At 58.8% G+C, this 20,605-nt stretch carries 19 protein-coding genes; 12 read left to right on the forward strand and 7 right to left on the reverse strand.

Annotated features, from left to right (window positions below; translation table 11 throughout):
- Positions 1-70: 70 nt before the first annotated feature.
- Positions 71-925, forward strand: a complete 855-nt coding sequence (locus tag WFN61_RS04365) for an aldo/keto reductase (protein WP_312273082.1) — start codon at positions 71-73, stop codon at positions 923-925.
- Positions 926-970: 45 nt separating this feature from the next.
- On the opposite strand, the gene WFN61_RS04370 is transcribed toward WFN61_RS04365, so the two are convergent.
- Positions 971-1,855 (reverse strand): D-hexose-6-phosphate mutarotase, encoded by an 885-nt coding sequence (locus WFN61_RS04370; RefSeq protein ID WP_337037875.1) that lies wholly within the window; start codon positions 1,853-1,855, stop codon positions 971-973.
- A 74-nt stretch (positions 1,856-1,929) separates the two neighbouring features.
- Positions 1,930-2,925 (reverse strand): glyceraldehyde-3-phosphate dehydrogenase, encoded by a 996-nt coding sequence (gapA, locus tag WFN61_RS04375; protein ID WP_042392940.1) that lies wholly within the window; start codon positions 2,923-2,925, stop codon positions 1,930-1,932.
- Between the two features lie 341 nt (positions 2,926-3,266).
- Between gapA and msrB the strand changes: the two genes are divergently transcribed.
- Together msrB and WFN61_RS04385 are read left to right on the forward strand one after the other, a co-directional pair.
- Positions 3,267-3,680: a peptide-methionine (R)-S-oxide reductase MsrB gene (gene msrB / locus WFN61_RS04380; protein ID WP_144812193.1), complete on the forward strand. Its 414-nt coding sequence runs from the start codon at positions 3,267-3,269 to the stop codon at positions 3,678-3,680.
- A 41-nt stretch (positions 3,681-3,721) separates the two neighbouring features.
- Positions 3,722-3,994: a YeaC family protein gene (locus WFN61_RS04385; RefSeq protein ID WP_312177406.1), complete on the forward strand. Its 273-nt coding sequence runs from the start codon at positions 3,722-3,724 to the stop codon at positions 3,992-3,994.
- A 48-nt stretch (positions 3,995-4,042) separates the two neighbouring features.
- Here WFN61_RS04385 and pncA read toward each other — a convergent pair whose 3' ends face one another.
- Genes pncA through sppA form a run of 3 tightly spaced genes read right to left on the reverse strand, consistent with a single transcriptional unit; the run spans position 4,043 to position 7,620 of the window.
- Entirely contained in the window at positions 4,043-4,684 is a 642-nt protein-coding gene (gene pncA, locus WFN61_RS04390) for a bifunctional nicotinamidase/pyrazinamidase (protein WP_337037879.1), read from the reverse strand.
- A gap of 10 nt (positions 4,685-4,694) precedes the next feature.
- Entirely contained in the window at positions 4,695-5,711 is a 1,017-nt protein-coding gene (gene ansA / locus WFN61_RS04395) for an asparaginase (protein ID WP_238084433.1), read from the reverse strand.
- Positions 5,712-5,766: 55 nt separating this feature from the next.
- Positions 5,767-7,620 carry a signal peptide peptidase SppA gene (gene sppA, locus WFN61_RS04400; RefSeq protein WP_222890253.1) on the reverse strand — a complete coding sequence of 618 codons (1,854 nt, stop codon included), beginning with the start codon at positions 7,618-7,620 and terminating at the stop codon, positions 5,767-5,769.
- A 163-nt stretch (positions 7,621-7,783) separates the two neighbouring features.
- On the opposite strand from sppA, the gene WFN61_RS04405 reads away from it, so the two are divergent.
- The 3 genes from WFN61_RS04405 to WFN61_RS04415 are packed head-to-tail and all read left to right on the forward strand — an operon-like array spanning position 7,784 to position 11,343.
- Positions 7,784-8,335 carry an NAD(P)H nitroreductase gene (locus WFN61_RS04405; protein ID WP_337037880.1) on the forward strand — a complete coding sequence of 184 codons (552 nt, stop codon included), beginning with the start codon at positions 7,784-7,786 and terminating at the stop codon, positions 8,333-8,335.
- A gap of 53 nt (positions 8,336-8,388) precedes the next feature.
- Positions 8,389-9,432, forward strand: coding sequence for a selenide, water dikinase SelD (gene selD / locus WFN61_RS04410; protein WP_144812175.1), 1,044 nt, complete (start codon positions 8,389-8,391; stop codon positions 9,430-9,432).
- 3 nt (positions 9,433-9,435) lie between these two features.
- Positions 9,436-11,343, forward strand: a complete 1,908-nt coding sequence (locus WFN61_RS04415; RefSeq protein WP_312274899.1) for a DNA topoisomerase III — start codon at positions 9,436-9,438, stop codon at positions 11,341-11,343.
- Positions 11,344-11,434: 91 nt separating this feature from the next.
- Here the strand turns inward: WFN61_RS04415 and gdhA are convergent, their stop codons facing one another.
- Positions 11,435-12,778 carry an NADP-specific glutamate dehydrogenase gene (gene gdhA, locus WFN61_RS04420; protein WP_337037885.1) on the reverse strand — a complete coding sequence of 448 codons (1,344 nt, stop codon included), beginning with the start codon at positions 12,776-12,778 and terminating at the stop codon, positions 11,435-11,437.
- A 227-nt stretch (positions 12,779-13,005) separates the two neighbouring features.
- Between gdhA and WFN61_RS04425 the strand changes: the two genes are divergently transcribed.
- A complete protein-coding gene (locus WFN61_RS04425) occupies positions 13,006-13,275 on the forward strand; it encodes a YnjH family protein (RefSeq protein ID WP_312633820.1) in 270 nt (89 codons plus the stop codon).
- Between the two features lie 43 nt (positions 13,276-13,318).
- Here WFN61_RS04425 and xthA read toward each other — a convergent pair whose 3' ends face one another.
- Complete coding sequence (gene xthA, locus WFN61_RS04430; RefSeq protein ID WP_312235426.1) at positions 13,319-14,125, reverse strand: exodeoxyribonuclease III; 807 nt, start codon at positions 14,123-14,125, stop codon at positions 13,319-13,321.
- Positions 14,126-14,534: 409 nt separating this feature from the next.
- On the opposite strand from xthA, the gene WFN61_RS04435 reads away from it, so the two are divergent.
- The 5 genes from WFN61_RS04435 to astE are packed head-to-tail and all read left to right on the forward strand — an operon-like array spanning position 14,535 to position 20,562.
- Positions 14,535-15,755 carry an aspartate aminotransferase family protein gene (locus tag WFN61_RS04435; protein ID WP_144812158.1) on the forward strand — a complete coding sequence of 407 codons (1,221 nt, stop codon included), beginning with the start codon at positions 14,535-14,537 and terminating at the stop codon, positions 15,753-15,755.
- Positions 15,752-16,786 (forward strand): arginine N-succinyltransferase, encoded by a 1,035-nt coding sequence (astA, locus tag WFN61_RS04440; RefSeq protein ID WP_312235424.1) that lies wholly within the window; start codon positions 15,752-15,754, stop codon positions 16,784-16,786. Before WFN61_RS04435 ends, astA begins: the two co-directional genes overlap by 4 nt.
- Entirely contained in the window at positions 16,783-18,261 is a 1,479-nt protein-coding gene (gene astD / locus WFN61_RS04445; protein WP_312282119.1) for a succinylglutamate-semialdehyde dehydrogenase, read from the forward strand. The genes astA and astD overlap by 4 nt, the downstream gene beginning before the upstream one ends.
- Positions 18,258-19,583, forward strand: coding sequence for an N-succinylarginine dihydrolase (gene astB / locus WFN61_RS04450; RefSeq protein ID WP_337037891.1), 1,326 nt, complete (start codon positions 18,258-18,260; stop codon positions 19,581-19,583). Before astD ends, astB begins: the two co-directional genes overlap by 4 nt.
- 10 nt (positions 19,584-19,593) lie before the next feature.
- Positions 19,594-20,562 (forward strand): succinylglutamate desuccinylase, encoded by a 969-nt coding sequence (gene astE, locus WFN61_RS04455; protein ID WP_337037892.1) that lies wholly within the window; start codon positions 19,594-19,596, stop codon positions 20,560-20,562.
- The last annotated feature ends 43 nt before the right edge of the window (positions 20,563-20,605 follow it).

Consider the following 20,605-nt stretch of genomic DNA (forward strand, 5'->3'; position numbering starts at 1 on the left):
TGGTGAATTTAAACAGGGCGCTTGCGCCCTGTTTGTTTTTACGTCAGGAGAATCAACACAGGAGAAAACCATGGCAGAAAAACGTGTGCAGTTTGTCGACGGACAGCCGCTGGCCGCTATCGGCCAAGGCACGTGGTATATGGGTGAAAATCCCCGTCAGCGACAAAACGAGGTGGCAGCGCTTCGGGCGGGGCTCGACCTCGGCCTGACCCTTATCGACACTGCTGAAATGTATGCTGACGGTGGCGCAGAGGTGGTGGTAGGTGAAGCTATTATGGGCAGGCGCGACGAGGTGTTTTTGGTGTCGAAAGTCTACCCGTGGAATGCGGGAAGCCAAAAGGCGATTGCCGCCTGTGAAGCCAGCCTGCGCCGTCTCGGCACCGACTGTCTCGATCTCTATCTGCTGCACTGGCGGGGGAACTACTCTCTGGCCGAAACGGTAGAGGCGATGGAGACCCTGATCCGCCAGGGCAAAATTCGTCGCTGGGGCGTTTCCAATCTGGACTATGACGATATGCAGGCACTGTGGCGCGTTGAAGGCGGTCAAGCCTGCGCCACCAATCAGGTGCTGTATCATCTCGCTTCCCGTGGCATTGAGTTCGATCTGCTGCCCTGGTGCCAGCAGCACTCTCTGCCGGTGATGGCCTACTGTCCGCTGGCCCAGGCCGGACGTCTGCGCGATGGCCTGCTGGAAAACGCCACCGTTCGGGAGATCGCGCATGGGCATGGCGTAAGCGCCGCACAGGTGCTACTGGCGTGGGTTATTAGTCATCAAGGCGTGATGGCGATCCCGAAGGCTGCCAGCGTTACGCATGTGAAGGAGAACGCTGCCGCGCTTGAGGTAAACCTGAGCGAAGATGAGCTGAACCAGCTCGATCGTGCCTTTCCGGCACCGGGGCACAAAACGCCGCTGGATATGGTCTAGGGAAAACTGCCCTCTCTGGGTGAGAGGGCATAGCGTTTTTAATGATTAACGCTTGCTGACGCGAATGGTTTGCGCCAGGCGGGACGGTTTCTCTTCAGTCGTTTTCTGCGGAACGGTCACGCAGGCAGTCTCTACGCACACGAAGGTCTTATAACCGTCGTCCGGCATGTCGGTCATGCTGACAGAGAGCGCAGGGCCTGGGTTCCAGCCCACCACGTTGCTGTGATGGTGATGGATCACGTCGATAGTGCGATTCAGCGCGCCATCGTGGATCACGCTGCACGCTTCCGGGTTCAGATAAACACGATCGGTACGGTCCGGGAAAGTCTGCACGCCGTCGGCCAGGACATCTTCCTGCGCGTTATTTACCTTATCGATAAAGCGATCGCCCAGCCCGCTGACCTTCACCGCGCTGATGTCGCCCACGTTAAAGTAGGTATGCAGGGCGGAGGTGGTTTCAAACTCGCCGTGGGCTTCCAGCTCAATCTCACAGGTCTGGCAGAGCTTAAAGCGGGCAAAGAGAGTGAAATCGTGCGGCCACTGTTCACGGGTCGCGTCGCTGCTTTGCAGTTCAAAGGTCAGCACCACGCCGTTCTCATCTTCATTATGGGCTGTCAGCGTCCATGGCAGGATGCGGGCAATACCGTGAGCGGGCAGCCCCTGCTGCTGCGCCGGGCCAAACCACGGCCAGCACACCGGAACGCCACCGCGCAGCGCCACGCCATTTTTGAACGGCGTATTGTCGCTCAGCCACAGCACCTCCTCTTCGCCTGCCGGTTTAAAGGACAGCAGATGCGCGCCTTGCAGGGCAAAAGAGGCTTTCACCTGCGGGTGATTGATGACAATCAACTCCAGCTCGTCCAGCTGGCGGCGGGAAATAACCGGGGTAATGTTTTCGACTACCGGAAGAGCAAAAATTTTATTAATCATATTCGTTTCTCAATCCTCTGTCTTAAGCCAAAAAAAAGAGCGACCGAAGTCGCTCTTAAGTTGAGTGTCACATCTTATTTGGAGATGTGAGCAATCAGGTCCAGTACTTTGTTAGAGTAGCCGGTTTCGTTGTCGTACCAGGAGACCAGTTTAACGAAGTTGTCGTTCAGTGCGATACCTGCTTTGGCATCGAACACAGAAGTGCAAATTTCGCCGTTGAAGTCGGTAGAAACAACGTCGTCTTCGGTGTAACCCAGAACGCCTTTCATGTCGCCTTCAGAAGCGGCTTTGATGGCTTTCTTGATCTCTTCGTAAGACGCTGCTTTTTCCAGACGTACGGTCAGGTCAACAACGGATACGTTCGGAGTCGGAACGCGGAACGCCATACCAGTCAGTTTGCCGTTCAGTTCTGGCAGTACTTTACCTACTGCTTTAGCAGCACCGGTAGAGGACGGGATGATGTTCTGGGACGCGCCACGGCCGCCGCGCCAGTCTTTGTGAGACGGGCCATCAACGGTTTTCTGAGTAGCGGTAGTCGCATGAACGGTAGTCATCAGGCCTTCGATGATGCCGAAGTTGTCGTTGATCACTTTCGCCAGCGGTGCCAGGCAGTTGGTGGTGCAGGATGCGTTAGAAACGATGTCCTGGCCTTCGTATTTGTCAAAGTTAGCGCCTTTAACAAACATCGGGGTGTTGTCTTTAGACGGACCGGTCAGCACTACTTTTTTCGCGCCAGCAGTGATGTGCTTACGAGCAGTTTCGTCGGTCAGGAAGATACCGGTAGCTTCAGCAACAACGTCAACGCCGATTTCGTCCCATTTCAGGTTAGCCGGGTCTTTTTCAGCGGTAACACGGATGGTTTTGCCGTTAACAACCAGATGGCCGTCTTTGACTTCAACGGTGCCGTTGAAACGACCGTGAGTTGAGTCATACTTCAGCATGTACGCCATGTAGTCAGCGTCTAACAGATCGTTGATACCAACGATTTCGATGTCAGAACGTTCCTGAGCAGCACGGAAAACAATGCGACCGATACGGCCAAAACCGTTGATACCTACTTTGATAGTCATATATTCCACCAGCTATTTGTTAGTGAATAAAAGGTTGGCTGTAAAATTACAAAAACCTTACGCAGCGTCAAGCGGAATCGTGTCAATCATTGCGACAAATCAATCCTGTGCATAACCTTTGCGCGGCGATGTCGTCTCACTATTCCAATCAGCTACAACCCGTATGGGGCCGCCGGCGTGGATTTTAAAGGGCATGCAGGATAAAAACGTGAAATAGATCACAATTCCTCCGCTACATTTTCGCACCGCCTAAGTTTAGAACAAAAGTCAGGACGCCACTGTTAATGTTTTGTTAGAATCAGACAAAAGATGTAAATGAACCTATAGCGAGAAGCAAGCATATGGCTAATGAATCCTCTCAGGATGACCTGAAAAACAGCCTTACTGAAATGCAGTTTTATGTGACGCAAAATCACGGTACAGAGCCACCGTTTAGCGGTAAGCTGTTGCATAACAAGCGCGAAGGCGTTTATCACTGCCTGGTGTGCGATGCTGCGCTGTTCAACTCCCAGAGTAAATATGACTCCGGCTGCGGCTGGCCGAGCTTCTACGAGCCGGTAAGTGAAAATGCGATCCGTTATCTCAACGATTACTCACATGGCATGCAGCGAATTGAGATCCGCTGTGGCAATTGTGACGCCCATTTGGGCCATGTTTTCCCTGATGGCCCGAAGCCAACAGGGGAGCGTTTCTGCGTCAATTCCGCCTCTCTGAGCTTCAACGATGAGGCCGATGGCGAGCAGATCAAGGGCTAGAGAATCGATTCAGCAAATTATTCCACCAAAGCAGGTGAACGATGGAAATTAATGAGCTTGTGGCCAGCATGACGCCTGAGGTGTATCAGCGTTTGGCGACCGCAGTAGAGACCGGAAAATGGCCCGATGGCGTGGCGCTAACCCCGGAACAAAAAGAGAACAGCATACAGCTGGTAATGCTTTGGCAGGCGCGTCACAACACTGATGCGCAGCATATGACCATCGATACCAACGGTCAGATGGTGATGAAGAGTAAACAGCAGCTGAAAGAGGAGTTTGGCATCACGCCCAAACCGATCGCGACATTCAAGTAGGTAGGTAGAATGTGTAGGCCCGGTAAGCGTAGCGTTACCGGGCGTTAGTTATGCGTGCGTCTCTACCCAATCCGCCAGCGTATAGAGCGTCGCGCCCTCTGACGCCATGTCCATAAACGCCTGGGCGCTATCCTGCTTGCCGATATTGACTCCCCGGCAGCCGTCGGTAATCAGGTTGACCTGATAGCCCAGCTGCAGTGCATCCAGCACGGTAAACTTCACGCAGTAGTCCGTCGCCAGACCCAGCACGATAAGCTCGGTGACGCCGCGCATGCGTAGCCAGGCGTCCAGGCCGGTTTTCTGCTTATGACCGTTGTCGAAAAAAGCGCTGTAGCTGTCGATGACCCGGTTTTCACCCTTGTGAAAGATCTCGTCAATGGCTTTTTGCTGAAGCAGAGGATGCAGTTCAGCCCCTTCGCTTCCCTGTATGCAGTGATCTGGCCAGAACGTTTGGGGCAGATTATCCAGCGTTCCCTGAGTATAGGGCTCTACGCCGTGCTGGCTGGCGAAGCTGCCGTGATCGGCCGGATGCCAGTCCTGACTGGCTACCACCGCCTCGCCACGGGCTTTACACCAGTCGATCAGCGCGTTAGCCACGTCTACTATGCTATCGCCCTCCGGCACCGCCAGCGCCCCACCGGCGCAAAAATCGTTCTGTATATCCACCAGCAAGAGTGCTCGTTGCGTCATCACAGGCTCCTTATTCGTCGGGGGTTAGCTCACCGCGCAGGTTCTGGGCCATCGCCTGACGAATGGCGTCCGCATCCAGATCCTGGCTCAACAGCCAGTGTAGCTTAGTCAGGGTCGCTTCAACCGTCATGTCCGCGCCGCCAATGACCCCCGCATGCGCCAGAGCGTTGCCGGTGGCGTAGCCGCCCATATTGACCTTGCCGGACATGCACTGGGTAAGATTCACCACCACAATGCCGCGCGCGCTCGCTGCCTCCAGCTCCCTGAGAAACTCGCCGTTCTGCGGCGCGTTGCCTACGCCGTAGGAGCGCAGGATCAGCGCCTTCACCGGCTGGCGCAGGAAGTTGCGCACTACGTCGGCCGAAATCCCTGGATAGATCGTGACCACGCCAATGGGCTGCGGGGTGATACGGTGAACGATCAGCTCGCCATTGCAGCCTGGCGCGCCAGGGTTGCCGAGGCGGCGAATATGGATCCCCGCCTCCAGCAGCGGCTGCAGGTTAGGGGAGTCGAAGGCGTTAAAGCCGTCCGCGTGGGCTTTCGTGGTACGGTTGCCGCGAAAAAGACGGTTGTTGAAGAACAGCGTCACTTCGTTAATCGGGAAGTTCGCCGCCACGTAGAGGGCATTAAGCAGGTTAATCTGCCCGTCGGAACGCAGCTCGGCGAGGGGGATTTGTGACCCTGTCACAATTACCGGCTTGCCAAGATTCTCCAGCATGAAGGACAGCGCCGAGGCGGTGAAGGCCATGGTGTCGGTGCCATGAAGAATAACAAAGCCGTCGTAGCGATCGTAGTTAGCCTTGATATCGTCTGCGATATGCTGCCAGTCTTCCGGGGTCATATCCGACGAGTCCATCAGCGGATCGTATTCATGGATAGTAAAATCCGGCATCTCCGGGCGATGGAACTCGGGCATCAGCGCCAGCTGGCGTTGCAGATGACCAGAGACCGGAATGTAGCCCTGCTCTGAGCGCTGCATACCGATGGTCCCGCCGGTGTAGGCGACGTAAATTGATTTTTTTTGCATGGTTGTCAGTTCTTGTACCGCAAAGAAAATCCCCCCGATGACGGGGGGAGATGGGTTATTTAATGTTGGCGCAGGTCAGGCAAAACGCGTAGCGGCTTTGCGGATCGTTAAATACCGCCAGCTTGTCGGTCTCAGCTTTTACCGTATCTGCCGCCGCGGCCAGCGGGGCAGGCAGATAGGCCTGCAAGGCTTGCGGCAGCATGGCGCGGATCTCACCGGAGAAACCGTCCATCAGGCGGGCCAGGAAGGTCGGCTCATCCTGGTAGTACTCGATGTGCCACTGCTTCAGCTTCGCCAGCTCGGCGGCCTTCGCCACGGCATCGTCAAAGTCACCCAGCGCATCCACCAGACCGTTGTTTTTCGCATCCTCGCCGGTCCAGACGTGCCCCTGAGCAATCTTATCTACCTGCTCCGGCGTTGACTTACGCGCCTGGGCGACCAGAGAGATAAAGCGCTGGTAGCCGTTCTCGATGCTCAGCTGCATCAGCTGCTGCACCTGCGGCGGCAGGGCTTTAGTGACCGAGACATCCGCCAGCGGAGAGGTCGCCACGCCGTCGGTGTGGACGCCTAGCTCATCAAGGCTCTTCTCAACGGTGTTGATCACCCCGAAGATACCGATGGAGCCGGTAAGTGTGCTGGGGTTAGCCACGATGTAGTTGGCCGGGGTAGAGATCCAGTAGCCGCCCGATGCGGCCATACCGCCCATGGAGACCACCACCGGTTTGCCCGCCGCTTTCGCTGCGGCCAGTTCTGCGCGGATCACTTCCGAGGCGCTGACGCTGCCGCCAGGGCTGTTAACCCGCAGCACGATGGCTTTAACATTAGGATCGATGCGGGCGTCGCGGATCTGCGCGGCGGTGGTGTCACCGCCGACGTTGCCCGCCGTCTCTTCACCGTCCATGATGGCGCCGTTGGCAAAGATCACCGCAACGCTGCTGCCCACCTCGCTCGGTTTTTTCAGCGGATAGTCATACATGCTGATGGCGCGATAGTTTTTATCCACATCGCTCCAGCCAAACTGTTTGACCAGCACTTTTTCAGCATCGGCGCTGCTGCCCAGCGTATCCACCAGCTTGTTGTCCAGCGCGTATTTGGCAGTATCGCCGCCGACCTTGCTCAGGCCATCAAGCACGCCCTGCGCGCCAGGGAAGACCTGCTGCGGGGTGATTTGACGGTTAGCGGCAATCGTGCCGAGATAGTTCTGCCACAGCTCGCCAATCCAGCGGCTGTCTGCTTCCCGCGCGGCAGGGGACATATCGTCACGGATAAACGGCTCAACGGCGGACTTATAGGTGCCGACGCGGAAAACGTGAGTCGAGACCTTCAGCTTGTCGAGCAGAGACTTGTAGTAGAGACCGTTGGTGGCAAAGCCATGCAGATCCACCACGCCCTGCGGTGAGAGCCACACTTTATTGGCAAAGCTGGCAAGGTAGTACTGCCCCTGGCTGTAGTTATCCCCGACGGCGTAGACCGGCTTACCGCTGTCGCGGAACGCCTTCAGCGCTTTGCCGATGTACTGCATTGAGGGCTGATCGGCCCCGGCAAAGTTTTTCAGATCGAGGACAATGCCGGTAATATTGCGGTCGGCCTGCGCCTGGCGGATGGTCTCCACGATATCAAACAGAGAGTTCTCCTGCAGGCGGTCTGAGCTCGCGCCAAACAGCTGGCGACCCAGCGCGCTGAGCTTGCTGCTGCTGGAGGGTTTGTCCACCACCACGCCGGTGATATCCATCAGCAATGCTCCCCGGCTGGTATGCTCAGCCGGGCCGGAGCTCAGCTGCATCCAGATGCCGACGCCCACCAGAATCAACAAGATGAAAAAAATGTTGAACACCAGTTCGCGCACAAAATTGAGCGCTCGCCACGTCCATTTAAAGAATCCGGCAATAATCCGCCAAAGGGTTCGCATGTCTTCTCCCTAACCTGTTTAACAACCACCGCACCCCGTGCGGGAATGTGCGGTTATCCTAATTACCCGACGGCCTCTTGTCAGCAGGAATCACCGTCGACGCTGTAACAAAGTTCCCGCGCATGTTAATTTTATGCCCAAATTTGATGACAGGAGTTAACTAATGGACGCACTTGAACTGCTCGTTAACCGTCGTAGCGCCTCCCGGCTGGCTGAACCTGCACCGGCAGGCGAGATGCTGGAAAACATTTTGCGTGCCGGCATGCGTGCGCCGGACCACGGTACGTTACAGCCGTGGCGCTTTTTCATCGTAGAGGGGGAAGGGCGCGAGCGCTTTAGCCAGCTGCTGACCCGGGCGGCCACCGAGGCCGGACAGGATGAGAAAGGTATCGACAAGGCCCGCAGCGCGCCGTTTCGTGCTCCGCTCATCATTGCGGTGGTTGCGCACTGTGAAGCACATCCGAAAGTGCCGCACTGGGAGCAACTGCTTTCCGCAGGTTGCGCGGTGATGGCGATGCAGATGGCGGCACAGGCGCAGGGCTTTAACGGCATCTGGCGCAGCGGGCCGTTGACCGACAGCCCGGTGGTGCGCGAAGCGCTGGCGTGCCGCGAGCAGGATCAGATCGTGGGCTTCCTCTACCTTGGCACGCCGCAGCTGAAAGCCGCTACCACGGTGAGTATCCCGGACACATCCCCTTTCGTCCGCTATTTCTAAGCGCTACCATAGCGCTATTAATGAGTCAGGAATCGTATTGACAGGAGATGTCCATGAGCGAGCAGGCTATTCGTTTAACACAGTACAGCCACGGGGCAGGCTGCGGATGCAAAATTTCGCCAAAGGTGCTGGAGACCATTCTGCACAGCGAGCAGGCGAAATTTGTCGATCCTAACCTGCTGGTAGGCAATGAGACGCGGGATGACGCGGCGGTGTACGATCTCGGCAACGGGACCTGCGTCATCAGCACGACCGATTTCTTTATGCCGATCGTGGATAATCCCTTCGACTTTGGCCGCATCGCCGCCACCAACGCCATTAGCGATATCTTTGCCATGGGCGGCAAGCCGATCATGGCGATTGCGATCCTCGGCTGGCCGATCGCCACGCTGCCGCCAGAGATCGCCCGGGAGGTGATCGAGGGCGGACGCTTTGCCTGCCAGCAGGCGGGGATTGCGCTGGCCGGGGGCCACTCCATTGACGCCCCGGAGCCGATTTTTGGCCTGGCGGTCACCGGCGTTGTGCCGACCGCGCGAGTGAAGAAAAACAGCACCGCCGAGGCCGGGTGCAAACTGTTCCTGACCAAACCGCTGGGGATCGGCGTTCTGACCACCGCCGAGAAAAAATCGCTGCTGCAACCGGAGCACCAGGGGCTGGCGCGGGACGTCATGTGCCAGATGAACATCGCTGGCGCAGCCTTTGCGAACATCCCAGGGGTGAAAGCCATGACCGACGTCACCGGCTTTGGCCTGCTCGGTCATCTGAGCGAAGTGTGCCAGGGGGCAGGCGTTCAGGCGCAGGTCCGCTATGAGGCGGTGCCCAAGCTGCCCGGTGTAGAAGAGTATATTGCCAGGGGCGCGGTACCGGGCGGTACGCAGCGCAACTTTGCCAGCTACGGCCACCTGATGGGCACGATGCCGCAGGCATGGCGGGATCTGCTCTGCGATCCGCAAACCTCCGGCGGCCTGCTGCTGGCGGTTTCACCGGAGGCGGAAGATGAGGTGAAAGCCACCGCCGCCGAGTTTGATATCTCCCTGAGCGCCATCGGCGAGCTGGTGACTGCCCGTGCAGGTCGCCCAATGATTGAGATTATTTAAGCAATGCGGTTGTTTATTGCCGAAAAACCCAGCCTGGGCCGTGCCATTGCCGACGTGCTGCCAAAGCCGCACCGCAAGGGCGACGGCTATATCGAGTGTGGCAACGGCCAGGTGGTGACCTGGTGCATCGGTCACCTGCTTGAGCAGGCGCAGCCGGATGTCTATGACAGCCGCTACGCCCGCTGGAGCCTGGCGGATCTGCCGATCGTGCCGGAGAAGTGGCAGCTGCAGCCGCGCGCTTCGGTCACCAAGCAGATCAACGTGATCAAGCGTCTGCTTGGCGAGGCCAGCGAGATTATTCACGCCGGTGACCCGGATCGCGAGGGGCAGCTGCTGGTGGATGAGGTGCTCGACTATCTCCAACTCCCGGCGGAGAAGCGTCAGCGTGTCCAGCGCTGTTTGATTAACGATCTCAACCCGCAGGCGGTAGAGCGGGCGATTGGTCGCCTGCGCGCCAACAGCGAATTTATTCCGCTCTGCGTCTCGGCGCTGGCGCGGGCAAGGGCCGACTGGCTTTACGGCATCAATATGACCCGCGCCTGGACGCTGCTGGGGCGCAACGCGGGCTACCAGGGGGTGCTCTCGGTAGGGCGCGTCCAGACGCCGGTGCTGGGGCTGGTGGTGCGCCGCGATGAAGAGATTGAGAACTTTGTCGCCAAAGATTTCTTTGAGGTGAAGGCGCATATCGTCACGCCGAAAGAGGAGCGCTTTACCGCGCTCTGGCAGCCGAGCGAGGCCTGCGAGCCGCATCAGGATGAAGAGGGGCGTCTGCTCAACCGGACGCTGGCGGAGCACGTGGTCAAACGCATCTCCGGCCAGCCCGCGCACGTCACGCGCTATAACGACAAGCAGGAGTCGGAGCCTGCGCCGCTGCCGTTCTCGCTCTCTTCGTTACAGATTGAGGCGGCGAAGCGTTTCGGGCTAAGCGCGCAGAACGTGCTGGATATCTGCCAGAAGCTTTATGAGACCCACAAGCTGATCACCTATCCGCGCTCTGACAGCCGCTATCTGCCGGAGGAGCACTTCGCCGGACGCCATTCCGTGATGAAGGCCATTGGCGTCCATGCCCCGGATCTACTCCCACAGCCGGTGGTGGATACGGATCGGCGTAACCGCTGCTGGGACGATAAAAAAGTCGATGCCCACCATGCGATTATCCCCACGGCGCGCAGCAGCACAGTAAACCTGCATGACAATGAAGCGAAGGTCTATGGCCTGATTGCCCGCCAGTATCTGATGCAGTTCTGCCCGGATGCGGTGTTCCGCAAGTGCGAGATCGAGCTGGATATCGCCAACGGTAAGTTCCTGGCGAAGGCGCGTTTTCTGGCGCAGGCCGGGTGGCGAACCCTGCTCGGCAACAAAGAGCGTGATGAAGAGAACGACGGCACGCCGCTGCCGGTGGTGGCGAAGGGCGATGAGCTGTTGTGTGAAAAAGGTGAGGTGGTTGAGCGTCAGACCCAGCCCCCACGGCCCTTTACCGATGCCACGCTGCTTTCGGCAATGACCGGGATCGCGCGCTTCGTGCAGGATAAGGATCTGAAAAAGATCCTGCGCGCCACCGATGGCCTGGGAACGGAAGCAACCCGCGCCGGAATTATTGAGCTGCTCTTTAAGCGCGGTTTTCTGCATAAGAAGGGGCGAAGCATTCTCTCTACCGATGCGGGACGAGCGCTGATCCACTCTCTGCCGGAGATGGCCGCCAGGCCGGACATGACCGCCCACTGGGAGTCGGTTCTGACGCAGATCAGCGAGAAGCAGTGCCGCTACCAGGACTTTATGCAGCCGCTGGTGGGCACGCTCTATCAGCTGATCGACCAGGCGCGCAGCACGCCGGTTCGCCAGTTTAAAGGGATTGTTGCGCCGGGCGGCGGCACCAAAAAGACATTTAAAAAGAAGAAGAGTTCAGCATAAAAAAGCCCGGTGGCACTGCGTTTACCGGGCCTATAACGGCGCGAACCGTAGGCCGGGTAAGGCGCAGCCGCCACCCGGCGTAGCCGTAGAATTAAATTACCCCTTGCCCGATCATCGCGTCGGCCACCTTCACAAACCCGGCAATGTTTGCCCCACGCACGTAGTGGGTCTGTTTGCCTTCCCCACCGTACTCCACGCAGGCGTTGTGGATATCCAGCATGATATGGTGCAGGCGGGCGTCTACTTTCTCCGCCTTCCAGCCCAGACGCGCTGCATTCTGCGCCATCTCCAGACCGGAGGTGGCGACCCCGCCCGCGTTAGCGGCTTTACCCGGCGCAAAGAGCACGCCCGCCTCAAGGAACAGATCGGTGGCGTCGATGGTGGTGGGCATATTCGCCCCTTCCGCCACCGCCTTCACACCGTTGGCGATCAGTTGGCGCGCTGCATCCTCGTCCAGCTCGTTCTGGGTCGCGCACGGCAGAGCGATATCCACCGGCACGGACCACGGCTGCTTGCCTTCCAGCCAGAGCAGATCGAACTCGCGGGCGTAGTCGGCCAGGCGGCCATCGCGGCTGGCTTTGATCTCGCACAGGCGCGCCAGTTTCTCTGCCGTAAAGCCAGCTTCATCGACCACGGTGCCGCCGGAGTCGGAGGCGGTCACCACGCGGGCACCAAACTCCATCGCTTTTTCGATAGCGTACTGCGCCACGTTGCCAGATCCAGAGACCGCCACGCGCATCCCTTCGAAGCTCAGGCCGTGACGCTTGAGCATAGCTTCGGTGAAGTACACCAGGCCGTAGCCGGTCGCCTCAGGGCGGATCAGGCTGCCGCCGAAAGAGAGTCCTTTGCCGGTAAAGACGCAGGCGCTGCTGTTGGAGAGCTTTTTCATCATCCCCGCCATAAAGCCCACTTCACGACCGCCGACGCCGATGTCGCCCGCAGGAACGTCGGTATCCGGCCCCAGGTGTCGGTACAGCTCGGTCATCAGCGCCTGGCAGAAACGCATCACTTCGCCTTCGCTTTTGCCTTTGGGATCGAAATCGCTGCCGCCTTTGCCACCGCCCATTGGCAGGGTGGTGAGGGCATTTTTAAAAGTCTGTTCAAAACCGAGGAACTTGAGGATCGACAGGTTCACCGAGGGGTGGAAGCGCATACCGCCCTTAAACGGGCCGATCGCCGAGTTGAACTGTACGCGCCAGGCGCGGTTGACCTGCACCTGATTCTTATCATCTACCCACACGACGCGGAACTGGATCACGCGTTCTGGCTCTACCAGGCGTTCAAGCAGCGACATGTGGCGATAGCGCGGATTTGCCTCAAGGAAAGGCCAGAGGGTGGTCATCACCTCGCGGACGGCCTGAGCAAACTCGCTTTGATGCGGGTCGCGGCGTTGGACATGGGTTAGAAATGATTCCAGAGAGCGTGCCTGATCCATAGAGATAAGTTCCTCTTATAATAAATTATGGTTGTTGTGTGAGCGTTTTAGCATCGTTTTCGACTATACCACCCGCACCGCTTTGCCAGGCAAGCGAAAAGTTAACCCCCTAAGGGAAATTTATAAGCGGGCCTGAGTCATAACTAAAAACGATGGGCAGATAAATTAAAGGAACCGGCATGGTTTACCGTTATAGTGATAATCAGCACAAAAAAGGAAACTCGTCGATGAACCGTTACGTGATTGCTCTGCTTGGACTTTTATCCGCCGGTGCACAGGCCGACCGCCTCCGCTCCGACGTAGAGGTAAACGTGCCGCCGGAGGTGTTTAGCACGGGCGGACAGCGCCCGCAGCCCTGTAATCTGTGCTGTATTTATGAAGATCGGAACTATTCGGAAGGGGCAGTGATCAAGGCGGAGGGCGTCCTGCTGCAGTGCCAGCGCGACGAGCGCACGCTTAGCACCAATCCGCTGGTGTGGCGGCGAGTACGCGAGTAGGCCGGGCAAGCGCTAGCGCCGCCCGGCGTTACGTTAGCCAGGGTTAGAGCTTGAAGCTGGCCCAGACCGGCGCATGGTCGGAGGGCTTCTCCATGCTACGGATATCGTAATCGATGCCCGTCTCCTGGCAGCGGCTGGCCAGCGACTGGCTGGCAAGCAGCAGATCGATACGCAGCCCACGGTTGTCATCGAACCCTTTTGAACGGTAGTCGAACCAGGAGTAGCGATCCTGGGTTTCAGGGTTGGCGTGGCGGAAGGTATCCACCAGCCCCCACCCCAGCAGACGACCCAGCCACTCACGCTCTTCCGGCAGGAAGGAGCATTTGCCGCCGCGCAGCCAGCGCTTGCGGCTCTCTTCGCCAATGCCGATATCGAGATCCGTTGGGCTAATATTCATATCGCCCATGATCAGCACCGGGCTGTCCTTCTGCAGCTCGTTATCCAGATAGCTCTGCAGGTCTGCGTAAAATTTCTCTTTGGCCGGGAATTTTGTCGGATGATCGCGGCTCTCGCCCTGCGGGAAGTAGCCATTGATCACCGTGATATTGCCGAGGGCCGAGGGGATCTCCGCCATGATGATCCGGCGCTGCGCTTCGCCGTCGTCACCGGGAAAGCCACGACGCACCGAGACAGGGGTCTCTTTGGTAAGCAGTGCCACGCCGTAATGCCCTTTCTGGCCATGATAAAAGACGTTGTAGCCCAGCTTTGCGACCTCTTCGAGCGGGAACATATCGTCGTGAACCTTTGTCTCCTGCAGGCCAATCACGTCCGGCTGGTGTTTCTCTACAATTGCCGCCAGCTGATGGGGGCGCGCACGCAGCCCGTTGATATTAAAAGAAACAAATTTCATATTTTCTGCCACATAGCAATAAGTAAGCCCAGATGTTAACAGAAAAATCGCAGCGTATCCGCCCTGGATTTCTCATGCCCATCACGCACTAAAAAAGGGCAGTCCGCACCGCATGAGGGCGCGAAACGGCGGTAAGTTTCGCTTGCGATCACACTTCCAGAATTAAATCTTATACCTGCATAAATCCGCTGCTCTCAGACACCGCCATCGGCCTTCTTAATAAAATTATTCACTTTTTATGCAATTTATTTGCATAGCGCTCTGCTGTAACACATTGATATTTCGTCACCGCTCCGGCGTTATGCATTTTTATCGCTGGCTGGCACGATGCGTGCAATCTACATTCACAGGGCCGATGTTCACAATAATTAACATATTAACAACGTTTCATTTACCTGATGAGGTGGCTATGTCTTTGCCCGTTACGCGTGAGAGTTTTGATGAGTGGATGCTGCCGGTGTATGCGCCTGCGCCTTTTATTCCCGTCCGTGGGGAGGGTTCCCGCCTGTGGGATCAGCAGGGGAAAGAGTATGTCGATTTTGCTGGCGGCATTGCCGTTAACGCGCTGGGCCATGCCCATCCGGGGCTGTGTCGCGCCCTGAGCGAGCAGGCGGCTCGGTTCTGGCATACCGGCAACGGCTATACCAACGAGCCAGCGCTGCGGCTGGCAAAACGGCTTATCGACGCCACCTTTGCCGACCGGGTCTTCTTCTGTAACTCCGGCGCGGAGGCCAACGAGGCGGCGCTCAAGCTGGCGCGTAAATACGCGCACGATCGCCATGGTGCGCAGAAGAGTGGGATCGTCGCCTTTAAAAATGCCTTCCATGGCCGGACGCTCTTTACCGTTAGCGCCGGAGGCCAGCCTGCCTACTCGCAGGACTTTGCCCCGCTGCCGCCGGATATCCACCACGCGGTATTCAACGACATCGCCTCCGCCCAGGCATTAATTAACGATGATACCTGCGCCGTGCTCGTTGAACCCATTCAGGGTGAAGGTGGCGTTGTACCTGCGAAAGCAGAATTCTTACAGGCGCTGCGTGAGCTGTGCGATCGCCATAACGCGCTGCTGATCTTCGATGAAGTGCAGACGGGCGTAGGACGCACCGGCGAGCTGTATGCCTATATGCACTATGGCGTTACACCTGACGTGCTGACCACGGCCAAAGCCCTCGGGGGTGGTTTTCCGATTGGCGCAATGCTGACGCGGGACGAGTACGCCAGCGTGATGACCGTGGGCACACACGGAACCACCTACGGCGGCAATCCGCTGGCTGCTGCCGTAGCGGGAGAGCTGCTGGATAACGTCAACAACAAAGCTTTCCTGGACGGCGTGAAACAGCGTCAGCAGGCATTCGTCGAGCAGCTCGAGGCTATTAATGTTCGCTTAGCGCTGTTTAAAGAGATCCGCGGCATCGGCCTGCTGATTGGCTGCGAGCTGGATCCCGCCTGGGCCGGCAAAGCCAAGCAGATCGCCCAGCTTGCCGCCGAAGAGGGCGCGATGGTGCTGATTGCCGGAGGCAACGTCGTGCGCTTCGCCCCGGCGCTGAATATCAGCGAGGAGGAGATCCGCACCGGCATGGAACGCTTCTCCCGCGCCTGCGAACGATTTCTTGCGGGGTACGCAACATGATGGTGATCCGTCCGATTGAGCATAGCGATCTGCCCGCCCTGATGCAGCTGGCGGGAAAAACCGGCGGCGGGCTAACCTCGCTGCCTGCTGACGAGGCCACGCTGGCAGCGCGTATTACTCGGGCGCGACAGACCTGGCTGGGTGAGCTGCCGAAAAGCGATCAGGGCTATCTGTTTGTGCTGGAAGATAGCGACAGCGGCACGGTGGCTGGGGTCTGCGCCATTGAGGTCGCCGTCGGCCTGAACGATCCCTGGTACAACTACCGCGTCGGGACCCTGGTGCATGCTTCCAAAGAGCTTAACGTCTACAACGCGCTGCCTACGCTGTTCTTAAGCAACGACCATACCGGCAGCAGCGAACTGTGCACGCTGTTTCTCGATCCCGAGTGGCGGAAGGAGGGCAACGGCTACCTGCTCTCTAAATCGCGCTTTATGTTCATGGCCGCATTTCGCGATCGCTTCAACGACAAGGTGGTGGCGGAGATGCGCGGCGTGATCAGCGAAGATGGCTACTCGCCTTTTTGGGACAGCCTGGGCAAAACCTTCTTCTCCATGTCCTTCAGCCGCGCCGATCGCCTGTGCGGTATCGGACAGAAGGCGTTTATTGCCGAGCTGATGCCCAAGCATCCGATCTATACCCAGTTCCTGTCGGCGGAAGCGCAGGCGGTGATTGGGGAGGTGCATCCGCAAACCGCCCCGGCGCGTGCCGTGCTGGAGAAAGAGGGCTTTCGCTACCGGAACTATATCGATATTTTCGACGGCGGACCGACGCTGGAGTGTGATATCGACCGGGTGCGCGCCATTCGCAAAAGCCGCCTCGTGGAGGTGGCCGAAGGGCAGCCTGCGCCAGGAGAGTGGCCGCTCTGTATGGTGGCTAACGAGCAGTACCAGCAGTTTCGCGTCATGCTGGTGGCCGCTAATCCCGATACCGAGCGGCTGGTGCTGAGCGCCGCCCAGATAGACGTACTTAAATGCCAGCCGGGCGACAAGGTTCGCCTGGTGCGCCTTTGCGCCGAGGAGAAAAGTGTATGAGCTTATGGATTAACGGTGACTGGGTGACCGGTCAGGGCGCTCGACGTGAAAAACACGATCCGGTGAATGGCGATCGGCTCTGGCAGGGGAACGATGCCGATGCCGGGCAGGTAACCCAGGCATGCCAGGCCGCCCGCGCTGCCTTTCCCGGTTGGGCGTCGCAGCCTTTTGCTGCCCGTCAGGCCGTGGTGGAAAAATTTGCCGCGCTGCTGGAGGAGAATAGAGGCGCGCTGACGGAAGTCATCGCCCGGGAGACGGGCAAGCCGCGCTGGGAGGCGGCGACAGAAGTGGGGGCCATGATTAACAAGGCCGCCATCTCCGTAAAGGCCTGGCACGTGCGAACCGGCGAGCAGCAGACGGCAATGGCGGACGGGGCGGCAACGCTGCGCCATCGCCCCCACGGCGTGCTGGCGGTCTTTGGCCCCTATAACTTCCCGGGCCATCTCCCCAACGGCCATATTATTCCCGCCCTGCTGGCGGGCAATACGCTGGTGTTTAAGCCCAGCGAGCTAACGCCGCATAGCGGCGAAGCAGTGGTGAAGCTCTGGGAGCAGGCAGGCCTTCCCGCTGGCGTACTTAACCTGGTGCAGGGCGGGCGTGAAACCGGGCAGGCCCTGAGTGGCCTGCCGGATCTTGACGGTCTGCTCTTTACCGGCAGCGCCAGCACCGGCTACCAGCTGCATCGCCAGCTGGCGGGACAGCCAGAGAAGATCCTCGCCCTTGAGATGGGGGGAAACAATCCGCTGATCGTGGATGACATAGCGGATCGCGATGCCGCCGTGCATCTGACTATCCAGTCGGCATTTATCACCGCGGGCCAGCGCTGTACCTGCGCCCGTCGCCTGCTGGTGAAGCGCGGCGCGGAGGGTGACGCCTTTCTTGCCCGCCTGGTAGAGGTAGCGGGCCGTATTGCGCCCGGTAGCTGGAACGCCGAGCCGCAGCCGTTTATTGGCGGGCTGATCTCGGAGCAGGCCGCCGATCAGGTTTACAAGGCCTGGCAGGCCCACGAGGCGCGCGGTGGCAGAACCCTGCTGGCACCGAAGCGACTCAAGGCCGGGACGTCGCTGCTCACTCCTGGCATTATCGATCTCACCGGCGTTGCGGACGTGCCGGACGAGGAGGTCTTTGGCCCGCTGCTGGGCGTCTGGCGCTACGATAGCTGGGAAGAGGCGGTTACGCTGGCCAACGCCACCCGCTACGGACTGGCTTGCGGACTGGTCTCGGCGGATCGCGAAAAATTTGACGCGCTGCTGCTGGCGGCGCGGGCCGGGATCGTCAACTGGAATAAGCCGCTCACCGGCGCGGCAAGCACCGCACCCTTTGGTGGCATCGGGGCGTCGGGGAATCATCGCCCTAGCGCCTGGTACGCCGCCGACTACTGTGCGTGGCCGATGGCGAGCCTGGAGTCACCCAGCTTGACCCTGCCAGAGACGCTCAGTCCAGGGCTGCACTTTACGCCGGGGGAGGGAGCATGAAAGCGCATGAGGTAAACTTTGACGGCCTGGTGGGGCTAACCCACCACTATGCCGGGCTTTCGTTTGGTAACGAGGCGTCGACAAAGCACCGTAATCAGGTGTCCAACCCGAAGCTGGCGGCGAAGCAGGGCCTGCTGAAGATGAAGGCGCTGAGCGACGCGGGCTTTCCTCAGGCGGTGATCCCTCCCCAGGAGCGGCCCAACGTCGCGGTGCTGCGCCAGCTGGGGTTCAGCGGCAGCGATGAGCAGGTGGTAGCGAAAGCGGCAGCGCAGACGCCGGAGCTGCTCTCGGCGGCCAGCTCGGCATCCTCTATGTGGGTCGCCAACGCCGCGACGGTCTGCCCCTCCGCTGACGCCATGGACAGCAGGGTGCATCTCACCGTTTCTAACCTGAACAACAAGTTCCACCGTTCAAGCGAAGCGCCGACCACCGAGGCGTTGCTGCGGGCTATTTTCCGTGACGAGGAACGTTTCGCCGTGCATCCGGCGCTGCCGCAGGTGGCACGCTTTGGCGACGAGGGGGCGGCAAACCATAACCGTCTCGGCGGCGAATATGGTGAGCCAGGTCTTCAGCTCTTTATTTACGGTCGTGAGGAGCATGGTCACGCCGCACCCGAGCGCTATCCTGCGCGTCAGACCCTCGAGGCGAGTCAGGCGGTGGCGCGCCTTAATCAGGTTAATCCGGATCGGGTGATGTTCGCCCAGCAAAACCCTACGGTCATTGACGAGGGGGTGTTTCACAACGATGTGATTGCGGTAAGCAACCGTCAGGTACTGTTCTGCCACGAACGGGCTTTTGTTAAGCAGTGTGGACTGATGAGCCATCTGGCGGAGCGGGTGCCGGGATTTCAGGCAATTCAGGTGCCGGAGGAGGCAGTATCGGTGAAAGATGCTGTGGCGACCTATCTGTTCAACAGCCAGCTCCTGAGCCGGGAGGATGGGTCAATGGTGCTGGTCGTGCCCCAGGAGTCGCAGCAGCATGCAGGCGTCTGGCGCTATCTCAACGGCCTGCTGGCAGAGGATAATCCTATCCATGAGCTAAAGGTATTCGATCTGCGTGAAAGCATGGCTAACGGCGGTGGTCCGGCTTGCCTGCGCCTGCGCGTGGTACTAACGGAGGCGGAGCGGCAGGCGGTTAACCCCGCAGTGATGATGAATGACACGCTTTTTAATCAACTTAATGGCTGGGTAGATCGCTACTATCGCGATCGCCTGACTCAGGCTGACCTTGCCGATCCGCAGCTGCTGCGTGAGGGCAGGGAGGCGTTAGACCAGCTCTCTCAGCTGCTGAATCTTGGCTCAGTCTACGCTTTCCAGCGTTAAGGGAGATGCAATGCACGATTTTCTCGCTTTAACGTTGGCTGGGACACATCCCGATAAAACGAAAGGTGACACTGTCACCTTTAGCTGGCGCTGGCACGGTGAGGGGCTGTTGGAACTCACGCCGCATCAGCCCGTGGATCGCGCTATGGTGCTCTCGGTGGGCATTCATGGGAATGAAACTGCGCCGGTAGAGATCGTTGATGACCTGCTGGCCGCGTTGTTCACCGGTTCACTGGCGCTGCGCTGGCGCATGCTGGTGATATTAGGCAACCCCGACGCGCTGCGTACCCATCAGCGCTATCTGCATGTCGATCTCAACCGCCTGTTTGGACAACGCTGGCAGAAGTATCACCCCAGCCTTGAGACCGAACGAGCTGAGCAGCTTGAGCAGGCCGTGGATCGCTTTTTTACTGATAGCAGGACAGAGACGCGCTGGCATCTCGATCTGCATACCGCGATCCGCGGCTCTCACCACCCGCGCTTCGGCGTTTTACCCGCCCGTACAACACCGTGGGATGAAGCATTCCTGCACTGGCTGGAAGGGGCGGGGCTGGAGGCGCTGGTCTTTCACCAGTCGCCGGGGGGCACCTTTACCCATTTTAGCTGCGAGCGCTTTAACGCCCTGGCCTGCACCCTTGAGTTAGGAAAAGCGCTTCCCTTTGGTGAGAACGATCTGAGCCAGTTCGCTGTAACCCGTGATGCGCTGGCAGCGCTGCTCAGCGAAACGCCCTGGATGAGCCCGCATGCGCCGGTGCTGCGCTATCGGGTTGCCCAGCAGATTACGCGCCTCGGGGAGCGTTTCCGTCTCTGCATGCCTGCCCAGACGATCAACTTCACGCCGTTTAGTGCCGGTACGCTGCTGGCAGAAGAGGGCGAGACGCGCTACGTGGTTCAACACGAGACGGAATATGTATTATTTCCGAACCCAAACGTCGCCCCTGGCCTGCGGGCAGGTTTAATGCTGGTGCGGATGGAGTAGAGAGAATGAAATAGAAAGTCAGCCTAAGATATTATTGCAGACT

Origin of the sequence: Pseudescherichia sp. AS216 (assembly GCF_037152055.1) — a bacterium.
Lineage (GTDB): Bacteria > Pseudomonadota > Gammaproteobacteria > Enterobacterales > Enterobacteriaceae > Pseudescherichia.

Bases quoted from the DNA above. Each gene is read 5' to 3' on its own strand.
- WFN61_RS04365 (WP_312273082.1), top strand. From the start codon at position 71: ATGGCAGAAAAACGTGTGCAGTTTGTCGACGGACAGCCGCTGGCCGCT.
- WFN61_RS04370 (WP_337037875.1), bottom strand. From the start codon at position 1,855: ATGATTAATAAAATTTTTGCTCTTCCGGTAGTCGAAAACATTACCCCG.
- gapA (WP_042392940.1), bottom strand. From the start codon at position 2,925: ATGACTATCAAAGTAGGTATCAACGGTTTTGGCCGTATCGGTCGCATT.
- msrB (WP_144812193.1), top strand. From the start codon at position 3,267: ATGGCTAATGAATCCTCTCAGGATGACCTGAAAAACAGCCTTACTGAA.
- WFN61_RS04385 (WP_312177406.1), top strand. From the start codon at position 3,722: ATGGAAATTAATGAGCTTGTGGCCAGCATGACGCCTGAGGTGTATCAG.
- pncA (WP_337037879.1), bottom strand. From the start codon at position 4,684: ATGACGCAACGAGCACTCTTGCTGGTGGATATACAGAACGATTTTTGC.
- ansA (WP_238084433.1), bottom strand. From the start codon at position 5,711: ATGCAAAAAAAATCAATTTACGTCGCCTACACCGGCGGGACCATCGGT.
- sppA (WP_222890253.1), bottom strand. From the start codon at position 7,620: ATGCGAACCCTTTGGCGGATTATTGCCGGATTCTTTAAATGGACGTGG.
- WFN61_RS04405 (WP_337037880.1), top strand. From the start codon at position 7,784: ATGGACGCACTTGAACTGCTCGTTAACCGTCGTAGCGCCTCCCGGCTG.
- selD (WP_144812175.1), top strand. From the start codon at position 8,389: ATGAGCGAGCAGGCTATTCGTTTAACACAGTACAGCCACGGGGCAGGC.
- WFN61_RS04415 (WP_312274899.1), top strand. From the start codon at position 9,436: ATGCGGTTGTTTATTGCCGAAAAACCCAGCCTGGGCCGTGCCATTGCC.
- gdhA (WP_337037885.1), bottom strand. From the start codon at position 12,778: ATGGATCAGGCACGCTCTCTGGAATCATTTCTAACCCATGTCCAACGC.
- WFN61_RS04425 (WP_312633820.1), top strand. From the start codon at position 13,006: ATGAACCGTTACGTGATTGCTCTGCTTGGACTTTTATCCGCCGGTGCA.
- xthA (WP_312235426.1), bottom strand. From the start codon at position 14,125: ATGAAATTTGTTTCTTTTAATATCAACGGGCTGCGTGCGCGCCCCCAT.
- WFN61_RS04435 (WP_144812158.1), top strand. From the start codon at position 14,535: ATGTCTTTGCCCGTTACGCGTGAGAGTTTTGATGAGTGGATGCTGCCG.
- astA (WP_312235424.1), top strand. From the start codon at position 15,752: ATGATGGTGATCCGTCCGATTGAGCATAGCGATCTGCCCGCCCTGATG.
- astD (WP_312282119.1), top strand. From the start codon at position 16,783: ATGAGCTTATGGATTAACGGTGACTGGGTGACCGGTCAGGGCGCTCGA.
- astB (WP_337037891.1), top strand. From the start codon at position 18,258: ATGAAAGCGCATGAGGTAAACTTTGACGGCCTGGTGGGGCTAACCCAC.
- astE (WP_337037892.1), top strand. From the start codon at position 19,594: ATGCACGATTTTCTCGCTTTAACGTTGGCTGGGACACATCCCGATAAA.